This is a genomic window from Chitinophaga sp. XS-30 (assembly GCF_008086345.1).
GTDB lineage: Bacteria > Bacteroidota > Bacteroidia > Chitinophagales > Chitinophagaceae > Chitinophaga.
Map to the genome: position 1 here is coordinate 1,710,509 of NZ_CP043006.1, position 20,986 is coordinate 1,731,494.

Sequence of the window (20,986 nt, forward strand, 5' to 3'; positions counted from 1 at the left end):
GAGTTCTAAATGAAGCAGAAAAGAGTACTACAGATTGTTGCATGTTTGGTAAGCCTGGCACTATTCTCCTGCCGATCTACCCGTACCATTACACGCGCAACTTTCCCCTCAGATACTACCGCCGTGAGCACGGATTCCCTCAGCGGGGAAAAAGAAAGCGCCCTCGCAAGGTCCATTCTCGAAAAAGTGAATGCCAACCGTATGGAATTCAGAACGTTCACCGCTGAACTGAAAATGGATTATGAGGATGATAAAGGGAAGAAGATGAATAATCTGGGCGTGAATATCCGCATGATGTATGACAGCGTGATCTGGGTAAGGGTATCCGGCCCCCTGAATGTGGAAGGCGCCAGGGTGCTCATTACGAAAGACAGCATCAAGATCGTCAATCGCCTGGAAGGCACGGTTACACTCCGCAGCACCAGCGAGGCACAGGAGCTGCTGAAGCTTGGCACGGATTTCAAAACGTTGCAGGACCTCATCGTCGGCAACCCCGTTTTCCTGTCCGATTCCATCTCCAATATTGTTACGACGCAATCCGTTATATCGTTTGCATCCGTTCAGGAAGATGTGACCAGCCTTTTCAACGTCTTTGCGGATGACTACGTGCTGCAGCAATGCAAGATCACGGAAAAGGACGATGACAGTGATACCCCGCGCACCGGAGAACTGACCTATGGCGATCATAAAACCGTGAATGGCCGCAAGTTCGCCTTTCAGCGCAGGATATACGCGGAAGACAAGAGCGTGGTGAAAGTTGCGCTGGACTTTAAAAAGGTGGAGTTCGACAATGAACAGACCTTCCCCTTCCCCATTCCCGCCCGTTATACACGGGAGTAAGCAATTTCGTAGTATATTTAACGTTATAAAACATCACTAAACATCAAAATGGTGCATTTGAAAAAGTTTATCCCTGTTTTGTTGCTGATGCTGCTGGCATTGACGCCTGCCGTTCTGAACGCTCAGAACAACCAGCCTACGCGGGAAGAACTGGAGCAGCGGAAAAAGGAACTGCAGAAGGAGATGGACGCTGCTCAGGCCATGCTGAATGAAACGAAAAAGTCAAGCAAGGAAAGCCTGGCGCAGTTGCGGGCGCTCCGGAACAAGCTGGACCTGCGCAGCAGAATGATCCGCAATATCAATGACGAGATCAGGTTAATCAACAGAGATATCAATGCCGCGCTGCAGGATGTGAAAACACTGGAGCGGGACCTGGATACGCTCAAGCAGCAGTATGCGCAACTGATCGTATCCGCCTACAAGAACCGCAGCTCGTATGCCATGCTCAACTTCATCTTCTCGGCAGACAGCTTCAATGACGCCATCAAACGTTATCAGTATCTCAAGCAATACCGGGAATTCCGGAGCCGCCAGGCCGGCAATATCCTGGAAACCCAGGAGCAGCTGAAGCTGAAAGTAAAGAACCTGGAAGAGCAGCGGAAGAAACGTTCCTCAACCCTGCTGACCGAGCAGGAGCAACGTACCATCCTGGAGAAGGACAGGAAAGAAAAAGATGAAGTGGTCTCCAAGTTGAAAGGAAGAGAGAAAGAACTGCTGGCAGACATCAGTCAGAAGAAAAAAGACCAGAAGAAAGTACAGGACGCCATCCGTGCCGTGATCCGCAAGGAAATTGAAGATGCGCGGAGAAAAGCCGCCGCTGAGGAACTGGCCCGCAAAAAGGCCGCAGAAGCCGAGCGCAAGCGGAGGGAAGAAGAAAGGAGGCGTGCTATTGCCGCTGCCAACGAAGCAGCAAAGAATAATAATAATGCCACGGCAAACGTAAACATACCGCCACCGGTGGTGGACAAACCGGCGCCCGAGCCGGAGGAACCGGCCAAACCCACCAGGGTGATCAATGTGCTGGAAGCCACGCCGGAAGCCGTAGCCCTATCGGATAATTTTGAAGCCAACAAAGGAAAGATCCCCTGGCCCATAGAATCCGGCATCATCCTCAGTTTCTTCGGCAAACAGAAGAATGCGGACATGGAAAGGATCACCGAAGAAAACGACGGCATCCTCTTCGGCACCAGGCGGGGAGGCAATGTGAAAGCCGTATTTGAAGGAGAGATACGCAGGGTATTCTCGGTACCGGGTGCGGGATATGTGGTGATGATCCGGCACGGCCAGTACTTTACCAACTATATCGGTCTGCAGAATATCCAGGTGAAATCAGGGGATAAGGTAAGGACCGGGCAGGTGATCGGCACCGCCAGGTCCAATGAAGATGACAGCGCAGGGGTGGTCGAGCTGCAGATCTATAAAGGGCAGTCGTTGCAGAATACGAACATCTGGATCAAACGGTAAGAGACACAACAGGATATAAAGCAGGAGGGGGTGTATCAATAATCTGATACATCCCCTCCTGCTATGCGGTATTCGATAGTATTCGTTTACTTTATCGCGCCAGTGGATTTCCGCTGCATGACAGCGGCCGTATGCAGCTGCGCCTGCTGCAATACCATATCATACAGCGCTTCATATTGCGGGATGATATTATCGATATGGAAGCGCAGCGCCTGGTTCAGCGCGCCTTTGCGGAGACGGGCCAGCAATTGTTCGTCCTGCAATATCCTGATGGCATTGGCGGCCATCGTGTCTACATCCCCTACAGCGCTGCTGTACCCTGTCTGCCCGTCGATATTGATCTCGGGAAGGCCGCCGGCATTGGAAGAAAGCACCGGTACCTCGGAAGCCATCGCCTCCAGCGCTGCCAGGCCGAAGCTTTCATACTCGGAAGGCAGCAGGAACAGATCACTGATAGACATCACGTCCTCCAGTTGCTCCTGTTTGCCAACGAAGCGGATATCGTCGCAAAGGCCCAGTTCCCGGCACATACATTCAATGGCCGGCCTGTCTGGCCCGTCGCCCACCAGCAGAAGCTTTGCCGGTATTGCCTCGCGCACCTTCGCGAACACCTTTACCACATCCGGCACCCGCTTTACTTTGCGGAAGTTGGAGACGTGGAGGAGAATCTTTTCCCCCTCCGGCGCAATGGCCTGCCGGAAATGCGGCAGTTCCCGGCGGCGGAAGCGGCTGGTATCCACGAAATTGTAGATCACCGATATCTCTTTTTCGATGTCGAACGATTTGTAGGTCTCCTCCCGCAGGTTGTTGGACACGGCCGTGATGGCATCCGATTCATTGATCGAAAATGCCACTACCGGCGCATAGGTCTTATCCCGGCCTACCAGCGTAATATCCGTGCCGTGTAATGTTGTGATGAACGGTATATGCTTTCCCTGCTTGGCAACGATCTGTTGTGCCAGGTAGGCAGTGGACGCATGGGGAATGGCATAATGCACATGCAGCAGGTCCAGTTTCTGGTTCAGTATAACATCTACCATGGTGCTGCTCAGCGCGCTCTCATATGGCGGGAAATCAAAGAGCGGATAAGTGGGCACCTGTACTTCATGATAATAAATATTGGCGTGAAACGCGTTTAAGCGAACGGGTTGCTGATAGGTGATGAAATGTACCATATGTCCCTTATCTGCCAGTGCCTTTCCCAGTTCCGTAGCCAGCACACCACTACCCCCGTAGGTAGGGTAGCAAACGATTCCTATGCGCATCCGTAAAGTGGATTTTGTGAGACGCTAAGGTAAGTAATTTACCCGCATGACGGTATTGCCCTCTGTCATCCCACCTTCATTTGGGGTTGAGTGGCAGATTGATTAGTTTAGCTCAAAATCTATATCGCTACATGAGAAAGCCGCTTTTAATATGGATCGCCTGTTGCATGGCCCTGTTCTCCTATGCACAGCAGGGCGATTCCCTGACCATCCGCGGGATCGCAGACGAAATATTAACAAATAGTAAAGCCTATGAAAACCTCCGGGTGCTGACCAAGACCATCGGCGGCCGCCTGGCCGGTTCCCCCCAGATGGTCAAAGCCGAGTTATGGGGAGAGGCTGCGCTGCGCGATGCCGGTGCGGAACGCATCTTCCGGCAGGAATGTATGGTGCCGCACTGGGTGAGGGGTGAAAAGGAGCAGGCCCGCATCATCAGCAACCGCCGGGATTTTATTCCGCCCCTCAATGTTATTGCCCTCGGCAATTCCGTAGGCACGGGCCCGGAGGGGGTGACCGCGCCGGTGATGGAAGTACGGTCTTTCGAAGAGCTGGAAAGGCGGAAAGACGAGGTTAAAGGGAAGATCGTGTTCTACAATTACCCTTTCAACCCGCGGTTTATCAAAACCTTCTATTCCTACGGCGATGCCGTACGCTATCGCGGCCAGGGGCCAAGCCGGGCCGCCAGATACGGCGCCGTGGGAGTGATCGTACGGTCCATGACCCATGGTACGGACAATCACCCGCATACCGGCGGTACCCACTATAACGATTCCTTCCCGAAGATCGCCGCCGTAGCTATCGGTCTGCATGATGCGGAGCGCCTCAGCAAACGGATCGCCGGAGATGCCAGCGCAAAGGTCTTCCTCCGCACCACCTGCGAAATGCTGCCGGATACCATCGGGCATAACATTATCGGTGAGCTGCGCGGCAGTGAGTTCCCGGACGAATATATCACTGTTGGCGCCCATCTCGATTCATGGGATAATTGTGAAGGCGCGCATGATGACGGTGCGGGCTGTGTGCAGTCGATAGAGTTGCTGCGGGCCTTCAAAAAGCTGGGCATCCGCCCCAAACGCACTATCCGCATTGTATTGTTCGCCAATGAAGAGAACGGCACCCGCGGCGGCCGGAAATATGCGGAGCTGGCGAAAGCCAATGGGGAGCAGCACCTTTTTGCCCTTGAAAGCGATGCCGGCGGATTTACGCCCAGGGGGTTCATGTTCGAAATGGAAGATGCCCGCCGTGAAAAGGTGAAGCGCTGGGCGCCGCTGTTCCTGCCTTACGGCATCTATGATTTTGACGAAACCGGCGGCGGAGTGGATATCGGTCCCCTGCACCGCGAACTCGGTACACCGGTATCTGAACTTTCGCCCGACTCCCAACGTTATTTTGATATCCATCATGCCGCCTCCGATGTTTTCGAAGCCGTTAACAAACGCGAACTGGAGATGGGAGCAGTGGCCATGAGCGCATTGATATACCTGATTGACAAATACGGTTTATAGCACTATTATGAGAAGATTCGTATTCATTGTTGTCTTCATTCTCATCGCCATTTTCGGCATATTTTTCCTGTACCGCTATTACTTCGTCTTCGGCCGGGGTGCAAAGGCCGGTGAGCTGAACTTCTTTGTACAGAAAGGCTACGTCTGGAAAACATATGAAGGGAGGCTGATACAGACCGGCTTCAAGCCGCAGAACCTCGGCGGCGTACAGTCCAACGAGTTCGAGTTTTCCGTTACCGATGAAAAGGTAGCGCAGCAGCTGATGAGCAGCAGCGGAAAGGTCCTGGAGCTGCATTACAAGGAATACCTCGGTGCGCTGCCCTGGCGCGGCATGAGCACTTTCATTGTGGACAGCATCATTTCCGTGACCGATCCGGCAACGGGGAAGAGAGTGGCCTTTTAGCCCGCGGAAAGCGTCCCGCGGCCATGGTTGCATACGGGCCAGTGCGGAATCTACCCGGCATATAACAAAAAGATCGCGGGCCGTTTGTGAAAATCTGCCCCCGTTTGCTTTTTCCATTGCGCGACAGTCTGGGTGCGGATATATTCCGTGGGGGCCGTCAGGTCCGCCGCCACGCATAACAGTGTATTGTCCTTACAGTTGGCCAGAATGTCTTTGAGCACCTGGTTGTTCCGGTAAGGCGCTTCAATGAATAACTGGGTCTGCGATTTTCGGGCGGATGTGGCTTCCAGTTCCCGGATAGCCTGCGCGCGTTCAAGCGGTTTTACCGGCAGATATCCCGAGAACTGGAAATGCTGGCCGTTCATACCGGATGCCATCAGGGCCAGCAGCATCGAATTGGGGCCTACGAGCGGCACCACCGTTGCGCCCAGGCTGTGTGCTGTTTGCACCACCAGCTGCCCCGGGTCCGCAATGGCCGGGCATCCCGCTTCGCTGATCACGCCTATGTGTTTCCCCTCCTGCAGGAATTTCCGCGCCAGCGCAAGGTCCGGCGGATGATGCTCATTCATCGGCAGCAGCTGCAGGGCATCAATATCAATATTTTTATCCAGCGCTTTCAGAAAACGCCGCGCTGTGCGCTCGTTCTCCACATAAAAAATGCGGAGCCGCCGCACCGTATCCGTGATATAGGCCGGCAGGGAAAAAAGAGCGTCAGCGCTGAGCACGGTTGGGATGAGATATACTTTACCGGGCTGGCTCATCAGGGAGATTTTGTTGTTGCAAATGAATGGTAGCGGCAATAACGGCGTAACAGGGCGCCAGCACCCAGCCGATCACCGGAATGAACATCATCAGGTAGAAGACCAGGCCGTTGCCGAGGGCCATCCCCTTATGCTGCCCGATATAGGTTATGCTTTGCCCCATCGTCCACCTGCGGCGCTCAAAGCTGTAATCCATCATCGAAAAACCGAAATAGTAACACTCCACGAACAGCGCGATCAGCGGCGTCAGCCAGCCGAGAATGGGAACAAAGGCCAGGACGGCAATGATCAGCATGAAAACGGTCTGATAGAGCAAATTGCGCAGCGACAATTTGATGCCGCGCAGTACATCCTGCAACAGTTGTGAAAAAGAAAAGGGGAAATCCCTGTTATGCAGAATGGCTTCCGTTTTTTCAGACAGGTAAGCAAACACCGGCGAGCCAACGATCAGGAAAAGATACTTGAAGAACGAAAAATACATGATCAGAAATACGATCCGCACCGTAAAACCCACCAGCAGAAAGAGGAAATTCACCCATCCGTTCTGCAGCTCTTCCATCCACACCTTCAGCGTCAGCAGGTTCAGCACATAATCAATGAATACCCCCGAATAATCCCAGACGAAATAAATGCCGGTAACGAAAAGTATGCAATAGATGATGCCCGGCACGTAGATCCACTTCCACAGCCGGTGCTGTGTAATGAATTGATGCGCTTTGGCGTATGATTGTATCGCCCCGAGTACCTCTCTTAATGAAAACAACAGTTCTCCTTTTTAGTATGACAGAAAACAGGCATGCAGCAATACACCTGTGAATATTGCATGTAACGAAGCGAAATTAATAATATTTTGCAGCATGGCTAAACTGAACAGTGCTTTTTATGAGCGGGCAGATGTTTTGAAGATAGCGCAGCAACTGCTTGGAAAGTTGCTGGTCACGGAGATCGGCGGTGTGCGTACATCCGGGAGGATAGTGGAAACGGAAGCCTATGCCGGGGCAACGGACCGTGCCTCGCATGCCTGGAACAACCGCCGTACCCGCAGAACGGAAACGATGTATGCCGCAGGCGGATTGGCCTATGTGTATCTCTGCTACGGTATTCATCATCTTTTCAATGTGGTCACCAATCAGCGGGATATTCCGCATGCGGTGCTTGTACGTGGACTGGAGCCTGTGGACGGGATTGGAACGATGTTGTGGAGATGCGGCAAACAACGGCTGGATACCACGCTCACTGCGGGGCCCGGCAGCCTGTCGAAAGCCCTGGGCATTACCACGGCGCTGACCGGGGAAAGCCTGTCCGGCGATGTATTGTGGATCGAAGATGCGCCGGTTCTGCCGCGGTCGCAGATCGTCAGCGGCACACGTGTTGGCGTGGCGTATGCACGGGAAGATGCTTACCTTCCCTACCGTTTTTCCGTTAAAGGGAACAAGTGGGTGAGCAAAGGCAAAGGGTTGTAGCGAACGCTAGAATTTCGGGCAAAGTGTTCTGTTCCTGTTGTTCTCGTTTTTCGTGCGGATATATATCACCGATAATTCCATGCCTCCGCGGTAATTGGAGGCGGGTTTGAGGGTGGATACGTTCAGGTCGTACGAAAGGCCCACCTTGATGCTGTTGAATTCAAGGCCCAGATAAGGATTCACCGCATCTTTCATACGGTACCAGGCACCGAGATAGAAGATGGTAGGCGCATCCTGCATATCATTGAGCATAAACCCGTAAGCGCCGCCAAAAGTGGTTTCCGTGGCCTGGTTCTGCCGCATGTAGTGCGCGCTGATGTGAATGCGGTTACTGCCGTTCACGGGAAAAGAACCGCCGCCATGTACGGTATAACGGTAGCTCAGCCGGTTATTGTCCTGCCCCAGGAATGTTTCCGTGGGCTGGGTAAAGTGATAGTAGGATACGCCCATGTAGAGATTGGACGATTCACCTACCAGGCCGCTATATAGCAAACCCACATTATAATCAAGATAAGAGATATTCGGTGAAACGATGTTCTCATTGCTGGGCAGGGAAGGGTCGTAGCCGTTATCGCCGATCTGGTTCTCGAACTCCAGTTTGCTCTGATCTATCCTTTTCTGCACCCAGGCCGCCTGTACACCGAGGCCCAAGGTGTGATTGCCTTCCACATCCAGCCCTTTGTGGTACGCCGTACTGAGGCCAACGTAGTTGGATGTAAGCGCGCCCGCGCCGGTTTTATCATACAGGGCCAGTATGCCCACTCCCCAGGTATCCGTATAAGAGATCACGTTCTTCAATATGCCGAAGTCAGCTGACATGGTACCGGTAATATAAGGAGAAGCGATGCTGCGCCATTGTGACCGGTAGTTGCCGGCAAGACGGAGGTCTCCGGAAAAGTAGCCGGTAAAGGCCGGGTTCAAAGTGAGCGGTGACGCGAAAAACTGCGTAAAATGCGGGTCCTGTGCTTTAGCAGGACTCAAGGCAACATAAAGGGCTATGGTTAATAGGAGTAGAGCTTTTTTCATTACTTCTCGGTTAAAGCATATAGGGACACTATACAACGTGAAGGTACAAAACTAATTTCATATTTCAAATTAAATCTATATAACGTAAAGCCGCCATAGTAAGCCATTATAAAAGATTTAAAATGTGTGATGTAGATTAAAAACGCGCTGAAGGTCTCCGGTTGATGCTTCTGCATAACGCCACGATGCACAAAATATTGTGACGAATCCCGATTTTATAACGTTCGTTCGGATGGTTTTGTTACTGCTGCAGTTTCGGCCCGAATGCCAGGTCGCCGGCATCCCCGAGGCCTGGCACGATGTAGCCTTTTGCGGTAAGTTCGTCGTCGATATCGCCCGTCCATATGCTGATGTTGGCGTCTGCGTTCCGCTGTACATACTCAATGCCGATGGTGCAGGCAATGGCGGTTACGATATGGATATGCGCCGGTTTCCCGAAGGTCTGCAAATGCACGATGGTATTCACGAGGGAGGCGCCGGTGGCCAGCATGGGATCAGAGATGATCAGCACCTGGTCGTCCAGCGGAGGGCAGGAAACATATTCCAGGCTGATCTCGAAAGTCCCGTCCCGGTTATGTTTCCGGTAGGCGGAGATGTAGGCATGGTCCGCTTTATCGAAATAGTTCTGCAGGCCCTGATGGAGGGTGAGCCCTGCCCGGAGGATGGTCCCCAGCACCGGCTGTTGCTTCAATACCCGGCAGTTCGCAGTTCCCAGCGGGGTCTGTACTTCCTTGTCCGTGTACGTGAGTGTTTTGCTGATCTCGTAAGCCGCTACTTCACCCAGCCTTTCCAGGTTCCGCCTGAAGCGCATCCGGTCCGTCTGTATATCCGCATCCCTGATCTCGCTGACCCAATCCCCGATCAATGAATTGGTTTCACTCAAATTGATTATCATAAGCCCTGCCTTTTTGCTGAGCCAAAATACCACTTTATTTTGATAGGGCCGATGTTTGGCGGGGATTTTCAAAAGATCATTTCACGGCCACGGCTTCCTGCAGCAGCTTCGCCTTTTTCACCAGCTGGATGAACTCCGCGCGGTATCCTTCGGGGTCCTGCCCTTTGGCGCCCGCAGCCAGCGCAATGATGCCGTCGTAATTCGCGCTTCCGCTGAACTCGCTGTTGCGCAGCAGCATGCCGAATTGGGCAACCGCAGCCGCCAGGCGCAGATCTTCCGGGCTTTGTGTTATGGCTGTTGCGCGGGTGGATTGCACCTTTTCCAGCAGCCGGCTTTTGTTGCCGTCCGGGGCTTTATAGCGCATTTTTACGGTGAAGGCTTCGTGTTCCGCGGCCCCGGTGTTCCGCACCGGCCTGGTTTCCTGGTATTTGAGCGGGTCCACCGTGCTTCCCCGTGGCATGGGGGCGGTCACCGGCACGATCTCATACAGGGCCGTAACCGTATGCCCCGCGCCCATATCGCCCGCATCTTTTTTGTCGTCATTGAAATCCTCATCATTCAGCAGGCGGTTCTCATACCCAACTAACCGGTAAGCCCGTACGAATTTTGGATTGAACTCCACCTGCAGTTTTACATCTTTCGCAATGGTAAAGAGCGTTCCGCCGAACTCGGTCACAAACGTGCGGCGGGCCTCCTCGTAATTATCGATGTAGGCATAGTTGCCGTTTCCTTTATCCGCCAGTGTTTCCAGCTTGTTATCCTTGTAATTGCCCATGCCGAAACCGAGCACGGAAAGGAAGATGCCTTTTTCCCGTTCCTGCTCAATGATGCGCTGCAGTTCGCCATCACTGGAAGGACCTACGTTGAAATCTCCGTCCGTAGCAAGGATCACGCGGTTGTTGCCTTTGGGGATGAAGTGTTTCATTGCTGTGGCATAGGCCAGCCGGATGCCCTGCCCGCCTGCTGTGGAACCGCCGGCGGAGAGGTTTTCCAGTGCATCAATGATCTTTGTTTTATGCGCTCCTGAAGTGGGGGGCAGTATCAGCCCCGCCGCGCCTGCATACACCACGATCGCTACCCGGTCCTGCGGCCGCAGCTGCTGCACCAGCACTTTGAAGGCCTGCTTCACCAGCGGCAGCTTATTGTCCGCGTCCATAGAACCGGATACATCCAGCAGGAAAACCAGGTTGGATGCGGGGAGGTCATTTACCGGCACCTTTTTACCCTGTAATGCCACACGCGCCAGCAGATGATCTTTGTTCCAGGGGCAGGCCGTCATGTCCGTATGAATAGCCACGGGATCACTGTTGACGGGCGCGGGGTAGGCATAATCGAAGTAATTGATCAGCTCTTCCACCCGTACAGCATCAGCCGGTGGCAACAATCCCCGGTTGAGCATCTGGCGCACCTGGGAATAGGAGGCCCGGTCCACATCCGCAGAAAAAGTGCTGAGGGGCTTGTTTTTCACCTGGAAAAACCCGTTTTCATTGATGGGGCTGTAATCATTGGTATTGTAGCGGGGAGGAGGGGGCGCAACGGCAAACGATACGCTTCTTGTTGTCTTGCTGGCCATGGCGGTCACCACGCGGTTTTCCCTTTTCCCGGCATAACCGGTCACCACAACTTCGCTTAACGGTGTTTGCAGGGTATGCAGGGGAATGATAAAGCTGCCATCGTGTATCGAAAAACGTTTTTCCGCAGGCTGGTAACCCAGGTACTGCACCCGTACGGTAAAGGAATCCAGCGGGATGGTAAAAACGAAACGCCCTGCAATATCCGTAGCGGCGGTTTGTTTCGTTTCCCTGATCACCACCTGCGCAGAAGGCAGGGGGTAATTACCGGCAGCGTCCACAACAACGCCGGTGATGGTCTTTTTCTGCTGCGCGGCAACACCCAGTGTAAAGAGGACGCAGAGCAGCAATACAGCTAACTTTTTCATGAGAGCAGGATTTGATTACAGCAACAGGATGCATCAGGGGGCAGGTATTCCATAAAATATTTTTTCATCCCGTTATCTTTGCAAAAATTTGCAGCATGGTATATAATGTAATAGGCTTGATGTCAGGGAGTTCGCTGGATGGGCTGGATATTGCTTTTGTGGAGCTGACGGAAGTGCGCGGGGTATGGACCTACGTGATCGAAGCCGCGGAATGCATTCCGTATGATGACAAGTGGAAGGAAGACCTGCGATCGGCCGTGAACATGAATGCCCGTGACTACATGTTGCTGCATGCCGCATACGGACATTATACCGGAGCGCAGGTGAAGGCGTTCATTGCCCGCCATCAGCTGGATCACCGCGTACATTTTATTGCATCGCACGGCCATACTGTTTTTCATATGCCGCAAAACCGCATGACGGCGCAGTTGGGGGACGGCGCAGCCATCGCCGCGGTCACCGGTCTGCCCGTGATCAGCGATCTCCGTGCCATGGATGTGGCTTTAGGCGGACAGGGTGCTCCCATTGTGCCCATCGGCGAGCAATTGCTGTTCGGGGGATATGATTACTGGCTGAACATCGGCGGCATCGCCAACCTTTCCGCAAAGCACGGCGATACTTTCCACGCATTTGATATTTGTCCCGCCAACCGCGTGCTGGACGCCCTGGCCTCGGCGCTCGGCAGGCCTTATGATGAGAACGGGGACCTGGCTTCGGGCGGGGTGGCCGACAATGCCCTGCTGGAAGCGCTGAACAGCCAGCCCTACTATGCACAAACATTTCCGAAATCCCTGGCCAATGATTTTGGTACGGATGTGATACTGCCGTTGATCGGGCAGCACAGCTTGTCCGTACAGGGTAAACTGCGCACCTATGTAACGCATATTGCACAGCAGGTAGCAGCGGGTGCAGCCCTCGTATCTGAAGGGGAGACAGCCGGCAGGAAATTGCTGATCACCGGCGGCGGGGCCTTTAACCGCTTCCTGGTGCTGCAGATACAGGAATTGCTGGAAGCCGCGGGTATCACCGTGATCGTGGCGGATGAGCAGACGGCTGCTTACAAGGAAGCGCTGGTGATGGCCCTTATCGGGGCGCTGCGCTGGCGTCAGCAAACCAATGTATTGTCTTCCGTTACCGGCGCTTCGCGCGATAGCGTGAACGGTACGTTATGGCTCGGCGAAGGCTGAGGTAAAGGCAAAAGTATCGCCGTCGAATAACCCCTTGTCGCTGAGTTTCAGGTGAGGGATCACCAGCAGCGCCATAAAGGAAAGCGTCATGAAAGGAGCATCCAGCCCGCTGCCCAGCGCTTTGGCCGCCGCGTCAAGCTCACTGTAGGATGCCGCAGTCCGGTATCCGTCTTCCGCACTCATCAGTCCCGCTACGGGCAAAGCCAGTACTTTGCTGTCAGTCCCGTTATATACAGCAATCCCGCCGTTGTTCCTGACAAGCAGGTTCACCGCTTCGCAGATGCTTTCATCATCCACGCCCACGGCAATGATATTATGGCTGTCATGCGCTACGGTGGAAGCAATGGCGCCTTTCTTCAGGCCGAAATGCCGGATGAAGCCCATGGACACGGGAGCGTTGTGGTAGCGGTTCACCACGGCTATTTTGAGCGTATCCGTTCCCGTATCACTGTCGATCGCTCCGTTCTCTGCCGTCAGTGTGGCTTTCAGGGCATTGGTGATCAGCTGGCCTTCCAGCGCTTCGATCACTTTTACCGTTGCCTGCTTTCCTTCGCAGGGAATGCGGAAGTCCGCCGGTGTCAGCGGATCGCAATGGAACTGGTTGATGGTTTGTATGGGAACGGAATTGATGAGAGATCTGCCGTTTTCGGCAACCGCTTCTCCGTTGATAAAAGTCCGCATGACCTGAAATTCCTCCAGGTTGTTGACGATGATAAAATCCGCCGGATCTCCTTCCCGCAGCAGGCCCACCGGCATATTATAATGCACAACCGGGTTGATGCAGGCCGCCTGGAGGATGTTGTACAGGTCGTGTCCTTTGGCCAGCGCCCGTTTCACGAGCACGTTGATATGCCCTTCCACGAGATTGTCCGGATGCTTGTCATCACTGCAGAACATCACCATTCGGGGATGGGAGGAGATGAGGGGGGAGAGCGCTTCGAAGTTCCTTGCGGCGCTGCCTTCGCGGATGAGGATATGCATGCCGTGCTGGAGTTTGTCCAGCGCTTCTTCGAGGGTAAAGCATTCGTGGTCTGTGCTGATGCCCGCCCGGATGTATTTTGCGGCATCCGCGCCCCGGAGGGCGGGAGCGTGGCCATCCACCGGTTTGTTATATCGTTTTGCCGCCGCTATTTTGGCCATGACCTCCGGATCTTCGTGTAATACACCCGGATAATTCATCATTTCAGAAAGGTAATAGATATCGTTTCGTTGGAGGAGTTTTTCCACATCTCCGGCATTGATGGCCGCGCCGGCGGTTTCAAAGCCAGTGGCCGGCACGCAGGAAGGAGCGCCGAAACAGCATTTGAAGGGCACCTGTGCGGCATTGTCCAGCATATATTCCACCCCTTTGACGCCCAGTACATTGGCGATCTCGTGGGGATCCGAAATGGTGGCCACCGTACCGTGGCAAACCGCCAGCCGGGCGAACTCGGAGGGAACAAGCATGGAGCTTTCCACGTGTACATGCGCGTCTGTGAAGCCCGGCAGGATGTACTGCTGCGGTACCGCAGCGCCGGCAGGCGCGATATTTGTGATACGGCCATCGGCAACGGTCACTACGGCGGGGAAGGTCCTTCTGCCGGGAATGTCCACCAGGTGGCCGGCAACCTCGAATTGTTTCATCTGTCAATAGTTGAACGTAAAACTCGGCAAAAACCGTCAAAAGTCTTTGCTATTATCATTAAAAAGATACATTTGTATCGGATAACAATTAAATCATCTTTTTTATGAGGAAACTTAGCATGTTAACCCTATCCCTCGCCCTGGTAGCGTTAACGATCACCACAAAGGCACAGACGATCGATGAAGTGGTCGGCAAACATATTGAGGCCATGGGTGGCGCGGACAAGATCAAGGCAGTCAAATCCCAGTCTACAGAAGGAACCATGGAGATACAGGGAATGGAGTTCCCGTTCAAGACCTGGAGTGTGCACAATACGGCCATGCGTATTGATTTTGATGCGATGGGCACAACCAATACCCAGGTTGTATCCACCAGCGGCGGCTGGATGTTCATGCCCGTACAGCAGCAGCAGGCCCCTGTTGATTCCGATCCGGAAACCGTGAAAGAAGCCGCGTCGGAGCTGGACCTTACCGGGGAACTGTTCGACTACAAGGCCAAAGGCCATACGGCAGAGCTGATCGGCAAGGAAACCCTCGAAGGGCAGGAGCTTTACAACATCAAGTTCACCCGCAAGAACGGTACGGTAAGCACGATACTGATGGATGCCGGCACCTACCTGATCAACAAGAGGATCACCAACAAGAACATCCAGGGGCAGGAAGTGGAGATCACGGAGGTATTGAGCAATTACAAGAAAACGGAAGACGGCTACACTTATGCCGCTACCATTGAGCAGTTGCCGATGGGTATGAAGATGAATTTCGGGAAGTATGCATATAACCCCGTCATTGATGTGAAGATGTTTGAGAAGCCGGCGGCTGAATAAATATATTGGGTGTGATGCCTGAAAGCCCCTCGCTGCGGTGAGGGGCTTCGTTTTTTAATGATAAAATAGTCGTAACTTACTGCATATGAAATCCAGAAAAGCGAAAACAATACGTATTGCTGCGAACCAGACTCCCCGTTCGCGTGGGGTGCATGAGGAGGATCTGAGTGCAATGGAGGAATTCATGGACCGTTCATTCTTCAGGGAGATCGGCATCAAGGCAGCTACCAACGCTGTTAATGAAAATAAAGCGATGGGGATACCGGTTACCTTTCTGCAGGATGATTGGGTAGTGAGAAGAATGCCGGAAGGAAACATCGAGAAAGTAACCCGCGTATCCGGTTCGGACAGGATAAAGTACAGGCAATTAAAGAAAGGAACCGTGTTACATGTTAAAAGAACAGCACACTAGGCGGATGCGTGTTTTTGCCGGTCCCAACGGGTCGGGGAAAAGTACGATCATCAAGGAAATTCAGAAGAGATATAAAACCGGTGTGTATATCAATGCGGATGACATTGAGAAGTCCGCCAGAGAAAAAGGCTTCGTCAATCTTGGCGACTATGGGTTGGAAGCTACCCCGGATTCATTCAACACCTACCTGCAACACTCCACACTTTTCGCTAAAGCCCGGCAGGAGGGCTATCAGATCGACCTGACATTCTCGGATAATGTGATAAGAATTATGGAGAGCACCAATTCGTATGAAGCGGCCCTGATTGCCGACTATCTGCGGAATCTGCTGATCGGAAAAATGGAAACCTTCTCCTTCGAGACCGTCATGTCCCATTCATCCAAACTGGAAACTTTCAGAAAAGCACATGAGGCGGGATTCAAGATATATCTGTATTATATCGCCACAGAGTCCCCGGATATAAGTGTACGCAGAGTGGAAGAACGCGTCAAAAAAGGCGGCCATCCCGTACCTCCTGAAAAGATCGTTGAGCGGTATGTACGGTCGCTCGAACTGCTCAGTGACATGATCCCGTATTGTCACCGCTGTTTTATATTCGATAACTCACTTGATACCGGTTACCGGCTTATTCTCGATGTTGAGGATGGCGAACGGGTAACGGTACAGACAGAGGATGCCATTCCTATGTGGACAGATATCTATCTTTTGCAGAAACTGGGGATATGATCCGCCGGTTCATGAATACCGCTTCAACATATCTTCCGCTTCCTGCTTCAGCCGGTCCGCCAGGTGCTGCGGTTCCAGCACTTTTACTCTTCCTCCCGCACTGAGCAGGAGCATGATCAGTTCATGATTGACCACGATCTGCAAGCCTATCCGGCATTCCTCTTCATCATCTTTCAGAATGGTCTGGGAGGGATGGAGCGGTTGTGTTTTTACATATTTGCCCTGATGGGGGGTGTAGGATAATACGATGTTCTCCGGTTGCCCTTCGGTGACGGTGATGCCGATGGCATGCTGGAAATAGCTGGCATCATCGAAATTCTTTTCATCGAAATGCTTGTTGGTAGGCCATATCTGTACGATACGGTCCAGCGCAAAGGTAAGCACGGTGCCGCCTTTTGCTTTCTGGCTTTTGCCGATAAGGTAAAAGCGGTGGTTGTATTCCCGGAGGTGGTAGGGCTCTACCCAGTGCTCCTTGGGCTCACTGCGGTCGAAACTCTGGTAGGCAATGCGGATCACTTCCAGTTCCTTGATGGCGTCCACGATCTCGGGGATCAGTTCAGCGCCTTTGTACTGGCTGCCGCGGCTGAATTTGATGAGGCCCCGGTTCTCCAGTTCCTGGCGGTTCATTTTCAGGCTGGCGGCTATTTTGAGGATGGCGTCTTCAAAGCGCTGGATCACCGGCAGGCTGCGGAACTGTTCCAGTATGCCGATGGCAACTTCCAGCCCCTGCAGGTCCGCTTCGTCAATAGGGCTGCTGCTGATGGAGAAGTTCTCGTCCTCATACCGGTAAGCTTTGGAGCTGCGGTCATACTTTATCGGGGCGAAATAACTCAGCTCAGGGGCATTGCGCATGTCCTCGATATCCTTTTGAATGGTGCGCACGGCCACCGAATCGTCCATTTTATCAGATACATACTTTACCAGGTCATCCAGCGTGGGCTTTGGCAGGCGTTTGTTGCGCAAACGTTCATCTATCCAGCGGTACCGGGAAAGGGCATCTTTATTCTTGGGCATGTGGCTGCATTTGGTAGGGCGTAAAAATAAACATTTTTGCTACGCAGATCCCTTGCGTTCGGCCATGATATTTTCGTATCGTTAAAAATTCACAGCGCAACCGGGCGTAAAAAGCAAGGTGCCGCTCAATAAACGAAAAGGTAAACATTTGACGCATGAAAAAGGTATCTGTAAACATCGCAAGAGAAAAGGAAGTCACCGCTATTAAAGTTGGACAGATCATCCTGGACGATTCACATTACCTGACCTGCTGGGGTTATCTGGAAACAGCGGAAGGTTGGCGGAAATGTGATTTTGTAACTAACTACGATGTGCTGAACACGATGCTGCGGGCCATCGAGGATAAGAGTGAAGCGGTGCAGATGGCCATTGTGCAGCAGCTGGAATGTATGGGTGATAAACCGGAAATGATTGATTTTGAGGCACAACTGGGTGAAGCGGTGCTGTTCGATAACCTGCGTTTCCACCTGACCAGCCCCCGGTTCGATGGTTTTGAAGCGGACCTGGACGATGCCGCCGGCAGCTGTTTTTATATCCGAAAGGCAGAACCCTGCACCCGGGCGGAGGCCTTTGAGCATAAAGTTGACCAGTGCATGCAGACGCTGGGTAAACATTACGAGTTGTATCTGGGCTACCTGGAGCTGGATTTTGATGAAGAGGCAGCCCGGCAGCATGCGGATCTGGGTGATGACATGAAATACACCCTTGCCTACCATGCCTGGAAACAACTGTCCGGCCGATAGTGATAGCCTGATAAACCTGGAAACAACAGTTTACCCGCCAGGTGGCTTCCCCGCAGGGTTTGCACCGGTGACGGCGCGCTGAAATACACCCTTGTTTGTGTGCCGGGTGAAAGAAATCCCGAAAAATCAGAAAAAAAATCCTTTAAGTCTATAATATTTGTAGGAAATCAGTATTTTTGGTTCCTGTAAACGGAGTTATATGAGTTTAAGGTTAGGGGACGCGGCTCCCAATTTCAAAGCAAAAACGACCATTGGAGAGATCGATTTCTACGAGTATCTCGGCGATAGCTGGGGTGTTTTGTTTTCCCATCCCGCAGATTTCACGCCCGTTTGTACAACAGAACTTGGTAAAACAGCCCTGCTGAACGGGGAGTTTGCCAAACGTAATGTTAAAGTGCTGGCTCTCAGTGTGGATCCGCTGGATAAACACAAGAGCTGGATCAATGATATCAATGAAACACAGGGCTGCGATGTATCCTTCCCGATCATCGCGGATGAAGATAAAACAGTAGCGAACCTGTACGATATGATCCATCCGAATGCTTCGGAAACTTTTACCGTACGTTCCCTGTTTGTGATCGGGCCGGATAAAAAGGTGAAACTCACCATCACTTATCCGGCATCTACCGGCAGAAACTTCGTTGAAGTGCTGCGCGTGATCGATTCCCTGCAGTTGACCGCCAATTATAGTGTAGCTACCCCGGCAGACTGGAAAGACGGAGAAGATGTAATTGTAGTTCCGGCTGTAAAAACAGAAGATATTCCGGCTAAATTCCCGAAAGGACATAAGATCATCAAGCCGTATCTCAGAACAACGCCGCAACCCAACAAGTAACCCGGTGTTTTGAGTGATCCGGCATCCGGACCGTGTTATGAAAAAGCAAATCCGCTATATACTATTCAATGAACTTCCCTCCGGGAAGTAAAGATATTACTGGGGCTAATGGACCGCGTGACAAGTGGTGACCGGCGTTTGCTCCTTATCGTTTTTTTTAATGGTTGGTTTTTGATTTTACGAAACGGGGATTTTTCCCCGTTTTTTTATGTCCATAATGCAGGCTCCCCATGATTTCAGGATAAGACCACCTTGTAACGGTAAAGCGAATACCGTATCTGGCAACTTAACTGTAAAGCCGATACTGTATCTAAGTTTCGCCACTGTAAAGTTTTTTCTGTATAAGACAAGAATATATCGCGCCGCATCAAGTCCACCTCAAGTCCACCTTCTCTCCATAGATATTCCGGGGACCACCCGCCGTTCCTCCGCCGTCCACCCGCTATTCCAGGGCCTGCGGGTAGCCGTCACAAAAAAAGCCGCAAACCAGGTCTGCGGCTTCCATATCAAGGGAAATATCCTATTGTTTCAGTTTGCGGCGCTCTTCTACCATACCATTAAACCCTTCAGCACCAACATTTTGTGTGGTGATATCCACGTTGTTGGTGACCCTGCCGTTGACCATGATCCGGTCATCGGAAGTGCGCATGCCTTCGTTGTTGATATAGGCCAGGGCTTTGGAAAGACCGTTTTCCAGCGGGTCCCCGAAATCCCGCGTAACATCGTCAACAGAAGAGATATCTACATCAAAACCGGCGAAATAATCGCCCGTGCCTAGGGAGTTCACACTGCTGAACTGGCTCATATACACCGTGAATTTGTCGATCCCTATCCCGAAGAACCCTACGGGCTTGCCATACGTCTTGTCCGAACCAACGAGTTTGACGTTCATATGCGGCCGGAGACTGTTGATCGCCAGCTCACTGGCGGAAGCCGTGGACCCGCTGACGATGAACACCACGTTACTGATCGCGCCGAGACTGCCTTTTTTGGAAAAGTAATTGGTATTGCCCTGCTCGGAATAATCCACATCCGCATAGGTCAGCTTCCGGCCGTTTTGTACCACCTGCTGGTTATTGGCATCCAGGTAAGGAATGGCTTTCAGGATGGGGGCATTGCCTTCGCGGAGCAGCTTGTTGAAAAGCTCCTTGTACATGACCTTTCCGTTTAGACTGGAAGGGCCGATCAGGTTGGCCAGATATTCAAAGGTCTGCACATATCCACCGCTGTTATAACGGAGGTCTACCACCAGGTTATTGACGTTTTTGCTGGCAAATTCGGCAAAGGCGTTATCCAGACCTGGCTGTGCATTGGACAGGCGGGAAAAGCGCGCCAGGTTGATGTATCCTGTGATCTTGCCGCCTTCCGTGAAGGTCTTCCAGGTGTACACCGGATCATTGGTATAAGTGCCTTTGGTCAGTGTGGTGGAGAAGGTTTCCCCGGTCACCGGCCGTTTCAGGGTGAGCTGAAGGGTGTTGCCGGCCAAGGCTGCAGTCACTGCCGAGGAACTCACCACAACCGGAAGCCCGTTCATGGCGGTGACCTGGCAACCGCGGGTAATGGTGGCCTGCGCCGCCGGGCCGCCTTTTTCTACGAGGCGGACGTATAATGAATTGGTAATGCCATTATTCACGATGGTGAACCCTATCCCGAAGTCGTCTCCCTTCCCCTCGAGGTCTACCGTGCCCTGGATACCCTGGGCGGCGTTGCCCTTTTCGATAAAAGAGTATTTGGGACGGTTGCTGGTCGTGTATTCGTAGGCCTTACCTGTCAGGGGATTGATCTTGTACTGGGTGATCTTGAGCAGTTCCGCCTCCAGGCTTGTCAACTCGTCTGACCCCTCGAAAGAGCGGGGATTGAAGGTTTCGTAATCAGGCAGGGCATCGTACCAGAGATAGGTTTCTTTAGCATAGAGGAACAGCGAATCAAGACTTAACTGCAAACGGTTGCCCGAAGCGGGCGGAGGGTCTGGTGTCGGTTCCGTATTGGACTTTTTACAGGCTGGCATAGCGGCAGCCAGCAATATCATGCAGGCGGCGATCCTGAGCTTCATCATA

19 protein-coding genes and 1 pseudogene are annotated in these 20,986 nt (G+C 52.6%); 11 read left to right on the forward strand and 9 right to left on the reverse strand.

Going from position 1 to position 20,986, the window contains the following annotated elements; all coding sequences use genetic code 11:
- The first annotated feature begins 9 nt into the window (after nt 1-9).
- Both FW415_RS07195 and FW415_RS25725 read left to right on the forward strand, forming a co-directional pair.
- Nucleotides 10-840: a DUF4292 domain-containing protein gene (locus tag FW415_RS07195; protein WP_148383593.1), complete on the forward strand. Its 831-nt coding sequence runs from the start codon at nt 10-12 to the stop codon at nt 838-840.
- 1,143 nt (nt 841-1,983) lie between these two features.
- Nucleotides 1,984-2,259, forward strand: a pseudogene (locus FW415_RS25725) (murein hydrolase activator EnvC); the annotation flags it as partial.
- A gap of 131 nt (nt 2,260-2,390) precedes the next feature.
- On the opposite strand, the gene bshA reads toward FW415_RS25725, so the two are convergent.
- Complete coding sequence (gene bshA / locus FW415_RS07205; protein WP_148383595.1) at nt 2,391-3,569, reverse strand: N-acetyl-alpha-D-glucosaminyl L-malate synthase BshA; 1,179 nt, start codon at nt 3,567-3,569, stop codon at nt 2,391-2,393.
- 131 nt (nt 3,570-3,700) lie between these two features.
- On the opposite strand from bshA, the gene FW415_RS07210 reads away from it, so the two are divergent.
- The gene (locus tag FW415_RS07210; RefSeq protein WP_148383596.1) at nt 3,701-5,074 is read left to right on the forward strand and encodes a M20/M25/M40 family metallo-hydrolase; all 1,374 of its coding nucleotides are present in this window, start codon (nt 3,701-3,703) and stop codon (nt 5,072-5,074) included.
- A gap of 7 nt (nt 5,075-5,081) precedes the next feature.
- Entirely contained in the window at nt 5,082-5,477 is a 396-nt protein-coding gene (locus FW415_RS07215; protein ID WP_148383597.1) for a hypothetical protein, read from the forward strand.
- A gap of 50 nt (nt 5,478-5,527) precedes the next feature.
- On the opposite strand, the gene FW415_RS07220 is transcribed toward FW415_RS07215, so the two are convergent.
- Together FW415_RS07220 and FW415_RS07225 are read right to left on the reverse strand one after the other, a co-directional pair.
- On the reverse strand, nt 5,528-6,238 hold the full coding sequence (locus tag FW415_RS07220) for an SAM-dependent methyltransferase (RefSeq protein ID WP_210420838.1): 711 nt from the start codon (nt 6,236-6,238) through the stop codon (nt 5,528-5,530).
- Nucleotides 6,222-7,001 (reverse strand): EI24 domain-containing protein, encoded by a 780-nt coding sequence (locus tag FW415_RS07225; protein WP_148383598.1) that lies wholly within the window; start codon nt 6,999-7,001, stop codon nt 6,222-6,224. Before FW415_RS07225 ends, FW415_RS07220 begins: the two co-directional genes overlap by 17 nt.
- 94 nt (nt 7,002-7,095) lie before the next feature.
- On the opposite strand from FW415_RS07225, the gene FW415_RS07230 reads away from it, so the two are divergent.
- The gene (locus FW415_RS07230) at nt 7,096-7,701 is read left to right on the forward strand and encodes a DNA-3-methyladenine glycosylase (RefSeq protein ID WP_148383599.1); all 606 of its coding nucleotides are present in this window, start codon (nt 7,096-7,098) and stop codon (nt 7,699-7,701) included.
- A gap of 6 nt (nt 7,702-7,707) precedes the next feature.
- Here FW415_RS07230 and FW415_RS07235 read toward each other — a convergent pair whose 3' ends face one another.
- The 3 genes from FW415_RS07235 to FW415_RS07245 all read right to left on the reverse strand — a co-directional run bounded on the left by FW415_RS07235 (nt 7,708) and on the right by FW415_RS07245 (nt 11,561).
- On the reverse strand, nt 7,708-8,727 hold the full coding sequence (locus FW415_RS07235; protein WP_148383600.1) for a PorP/SprF family type IX secretion system membrane protein: 1,020 nt from the start codon (nt 8,725-8,727) through the stop codon (nt 7,708-7,710).
- A 241-nt stretch (nt 8,728-8,968) separates the two neighbouring features.
- Entirely contained in the window at nt 8,969-9,622 is a 654-nt protein-coding gene (upp, locus tag FW415_RS07240; RefSeq protein WP_148383601.1) for a uracil phosphoribosyltransferase, read from the reverse strand.
- 76 nt (nt 9,623-9,698) lie between these two features.
- Nucleotides 9,699-11,561 (reverse strand): von Willebrand factor type A domain-containing protein, encoded by a 1,863-nt coding sequence (locus tag FW415_RS07245; RefSeq protein ID WP_148383602.1) that lies wholly within the window; start codon nt 11,559-11,561, stop codon nt 9,699-9,701.
- A gap of 95 nt (nt 11,562-11,656) precedes the next feature.
- Between FW415_RS07245 and FW415_RS07250 the strand changes: the two genes are divergently transcribed.
- Nucleotides 11,657-12,748, forward strand: coding sequence for an anhydro-N-acetylmuramic acid kinase (locus tag FW415_RS07250; RefSeq protein WP_148383603.1), 1,092 nt, complete (start codon nt 11,657-11,659; stop codon nt 12,746-12,748).
- Here the strand turns inward: FW415_RS07250 and ade are convergent.
- On the reverse strand, nt 12,728-14,371 hold the full coding sequence (gene ade, locus FW415_RS07255; RefSeq protein WP_148383604.1) for an adenine deaminase: 1,644 nt from the start codon (nt 14,369-14,371) through the stop codon (nt 12,728-12,730). The two genes, FW415_RS07250 and ade, sit on opposite strands and share 21 nt — an antisense overlap.
- Nucleotides 14,372-14,475: 104 nt before the next feature.
- On the opposite strand from ade, the gene FW415_RS07260 reads away from it, so the two are divergent.
- From FW415_RS07260 to FW415_RS07270, 3 genes are all read left to right on the forward strand, one after another.
- Nucleotides 14,476-15,198: a hypothetical protein gene (locus FW415_RS07260; RefSeq protein WP_148383605.1), complete on the forward strand. Its 723-nt coding sequence runs from the start codon at nt 14,476-14,478 to the stop codon at nt 15,196-15,198.
- Between the two features lie 85 nt (nt 15,199-15,283).
- Complete coding sequence (locus FW415_RS07265) at nt 15,284-15,610, forward strand: hypothetical protein (protein WP_148383606.1); 327 nt, start codon at nt 15,284-15,286, stop codon at nt 15,608-15,610.
- Nucleotides 15,611-15,614: 4 nt separating this feature from the next.
- The gene (locus FW415_RS07270; protein ID WP_210420839.1) at nt 15,615-16,337 is read left to right on the forward strand and encodes an AAA family ATPase; all 723 of its coding nucleotides are present in this window, start codon (nt 15,615-15,617) and stop codon (nt 16,335-16,337) included.
- 9 nt (nt 16,338-16,346) lie between these two features.
- Here FW415_RS07270 and FW415_RS07275 read toward each other — a convergent pair whose 3' ends face one another.
- Entirely contained in the window at nt 16,347-17,351 is a 1,005-nt protein-coding gene (locus FW415_RS07275; RefSeq protein ID WP_148383608.1) for a YafY family protein, read from the reverse strand.
- A gap of 155 nt (nt 17,352-17,506) precedes the next feature.
- Between FW415_RS07275 and FW415_RS07280 the strand changes: the two genes are divergently transcribed.
- Nucleotides 17,507-18,094 carry a hypothetical protein gene (locus tag FW415_RS07280; RefSeq protein WP_148383609.1) on the forward strand — a complete coding sequence of 196 codons (588 nt, stop codon included), beginning with the start codon at nt 17,507-17,509 and terminating at the stop codon, nt 18,092-18,094.
- Nucleotides 18,095-18,293: 199 nt separating this feature from the next.
- Nucleotides 18,294-18,929: a peroxiredoxin gene (locus FW415_RS07285; RefSeq protein WP_148383610.1), complete on the forward strand. Its 636-nt coding sequence runs from the start codon at nt 18,294-18,296 to the stop codon at nt 18,927-18,929.
- 520 nt (nt 18,930-19,449) lie between these two features.
- Here the strand turns inward: FW415_RS07285 and FW415_RS07290 are convergent.
- Complete coding sequence (locus FW415_RS07290; protein WP_148383611.1) at nt 19,450-20,985, reverse strand: S41 family peptidase; 1,536 nt, start codon at nt 20,983-20,985, stop codon at nt 19,450-19,452.
- Nucleotide 20,986 lies beyond the last annotated feature (1 nt).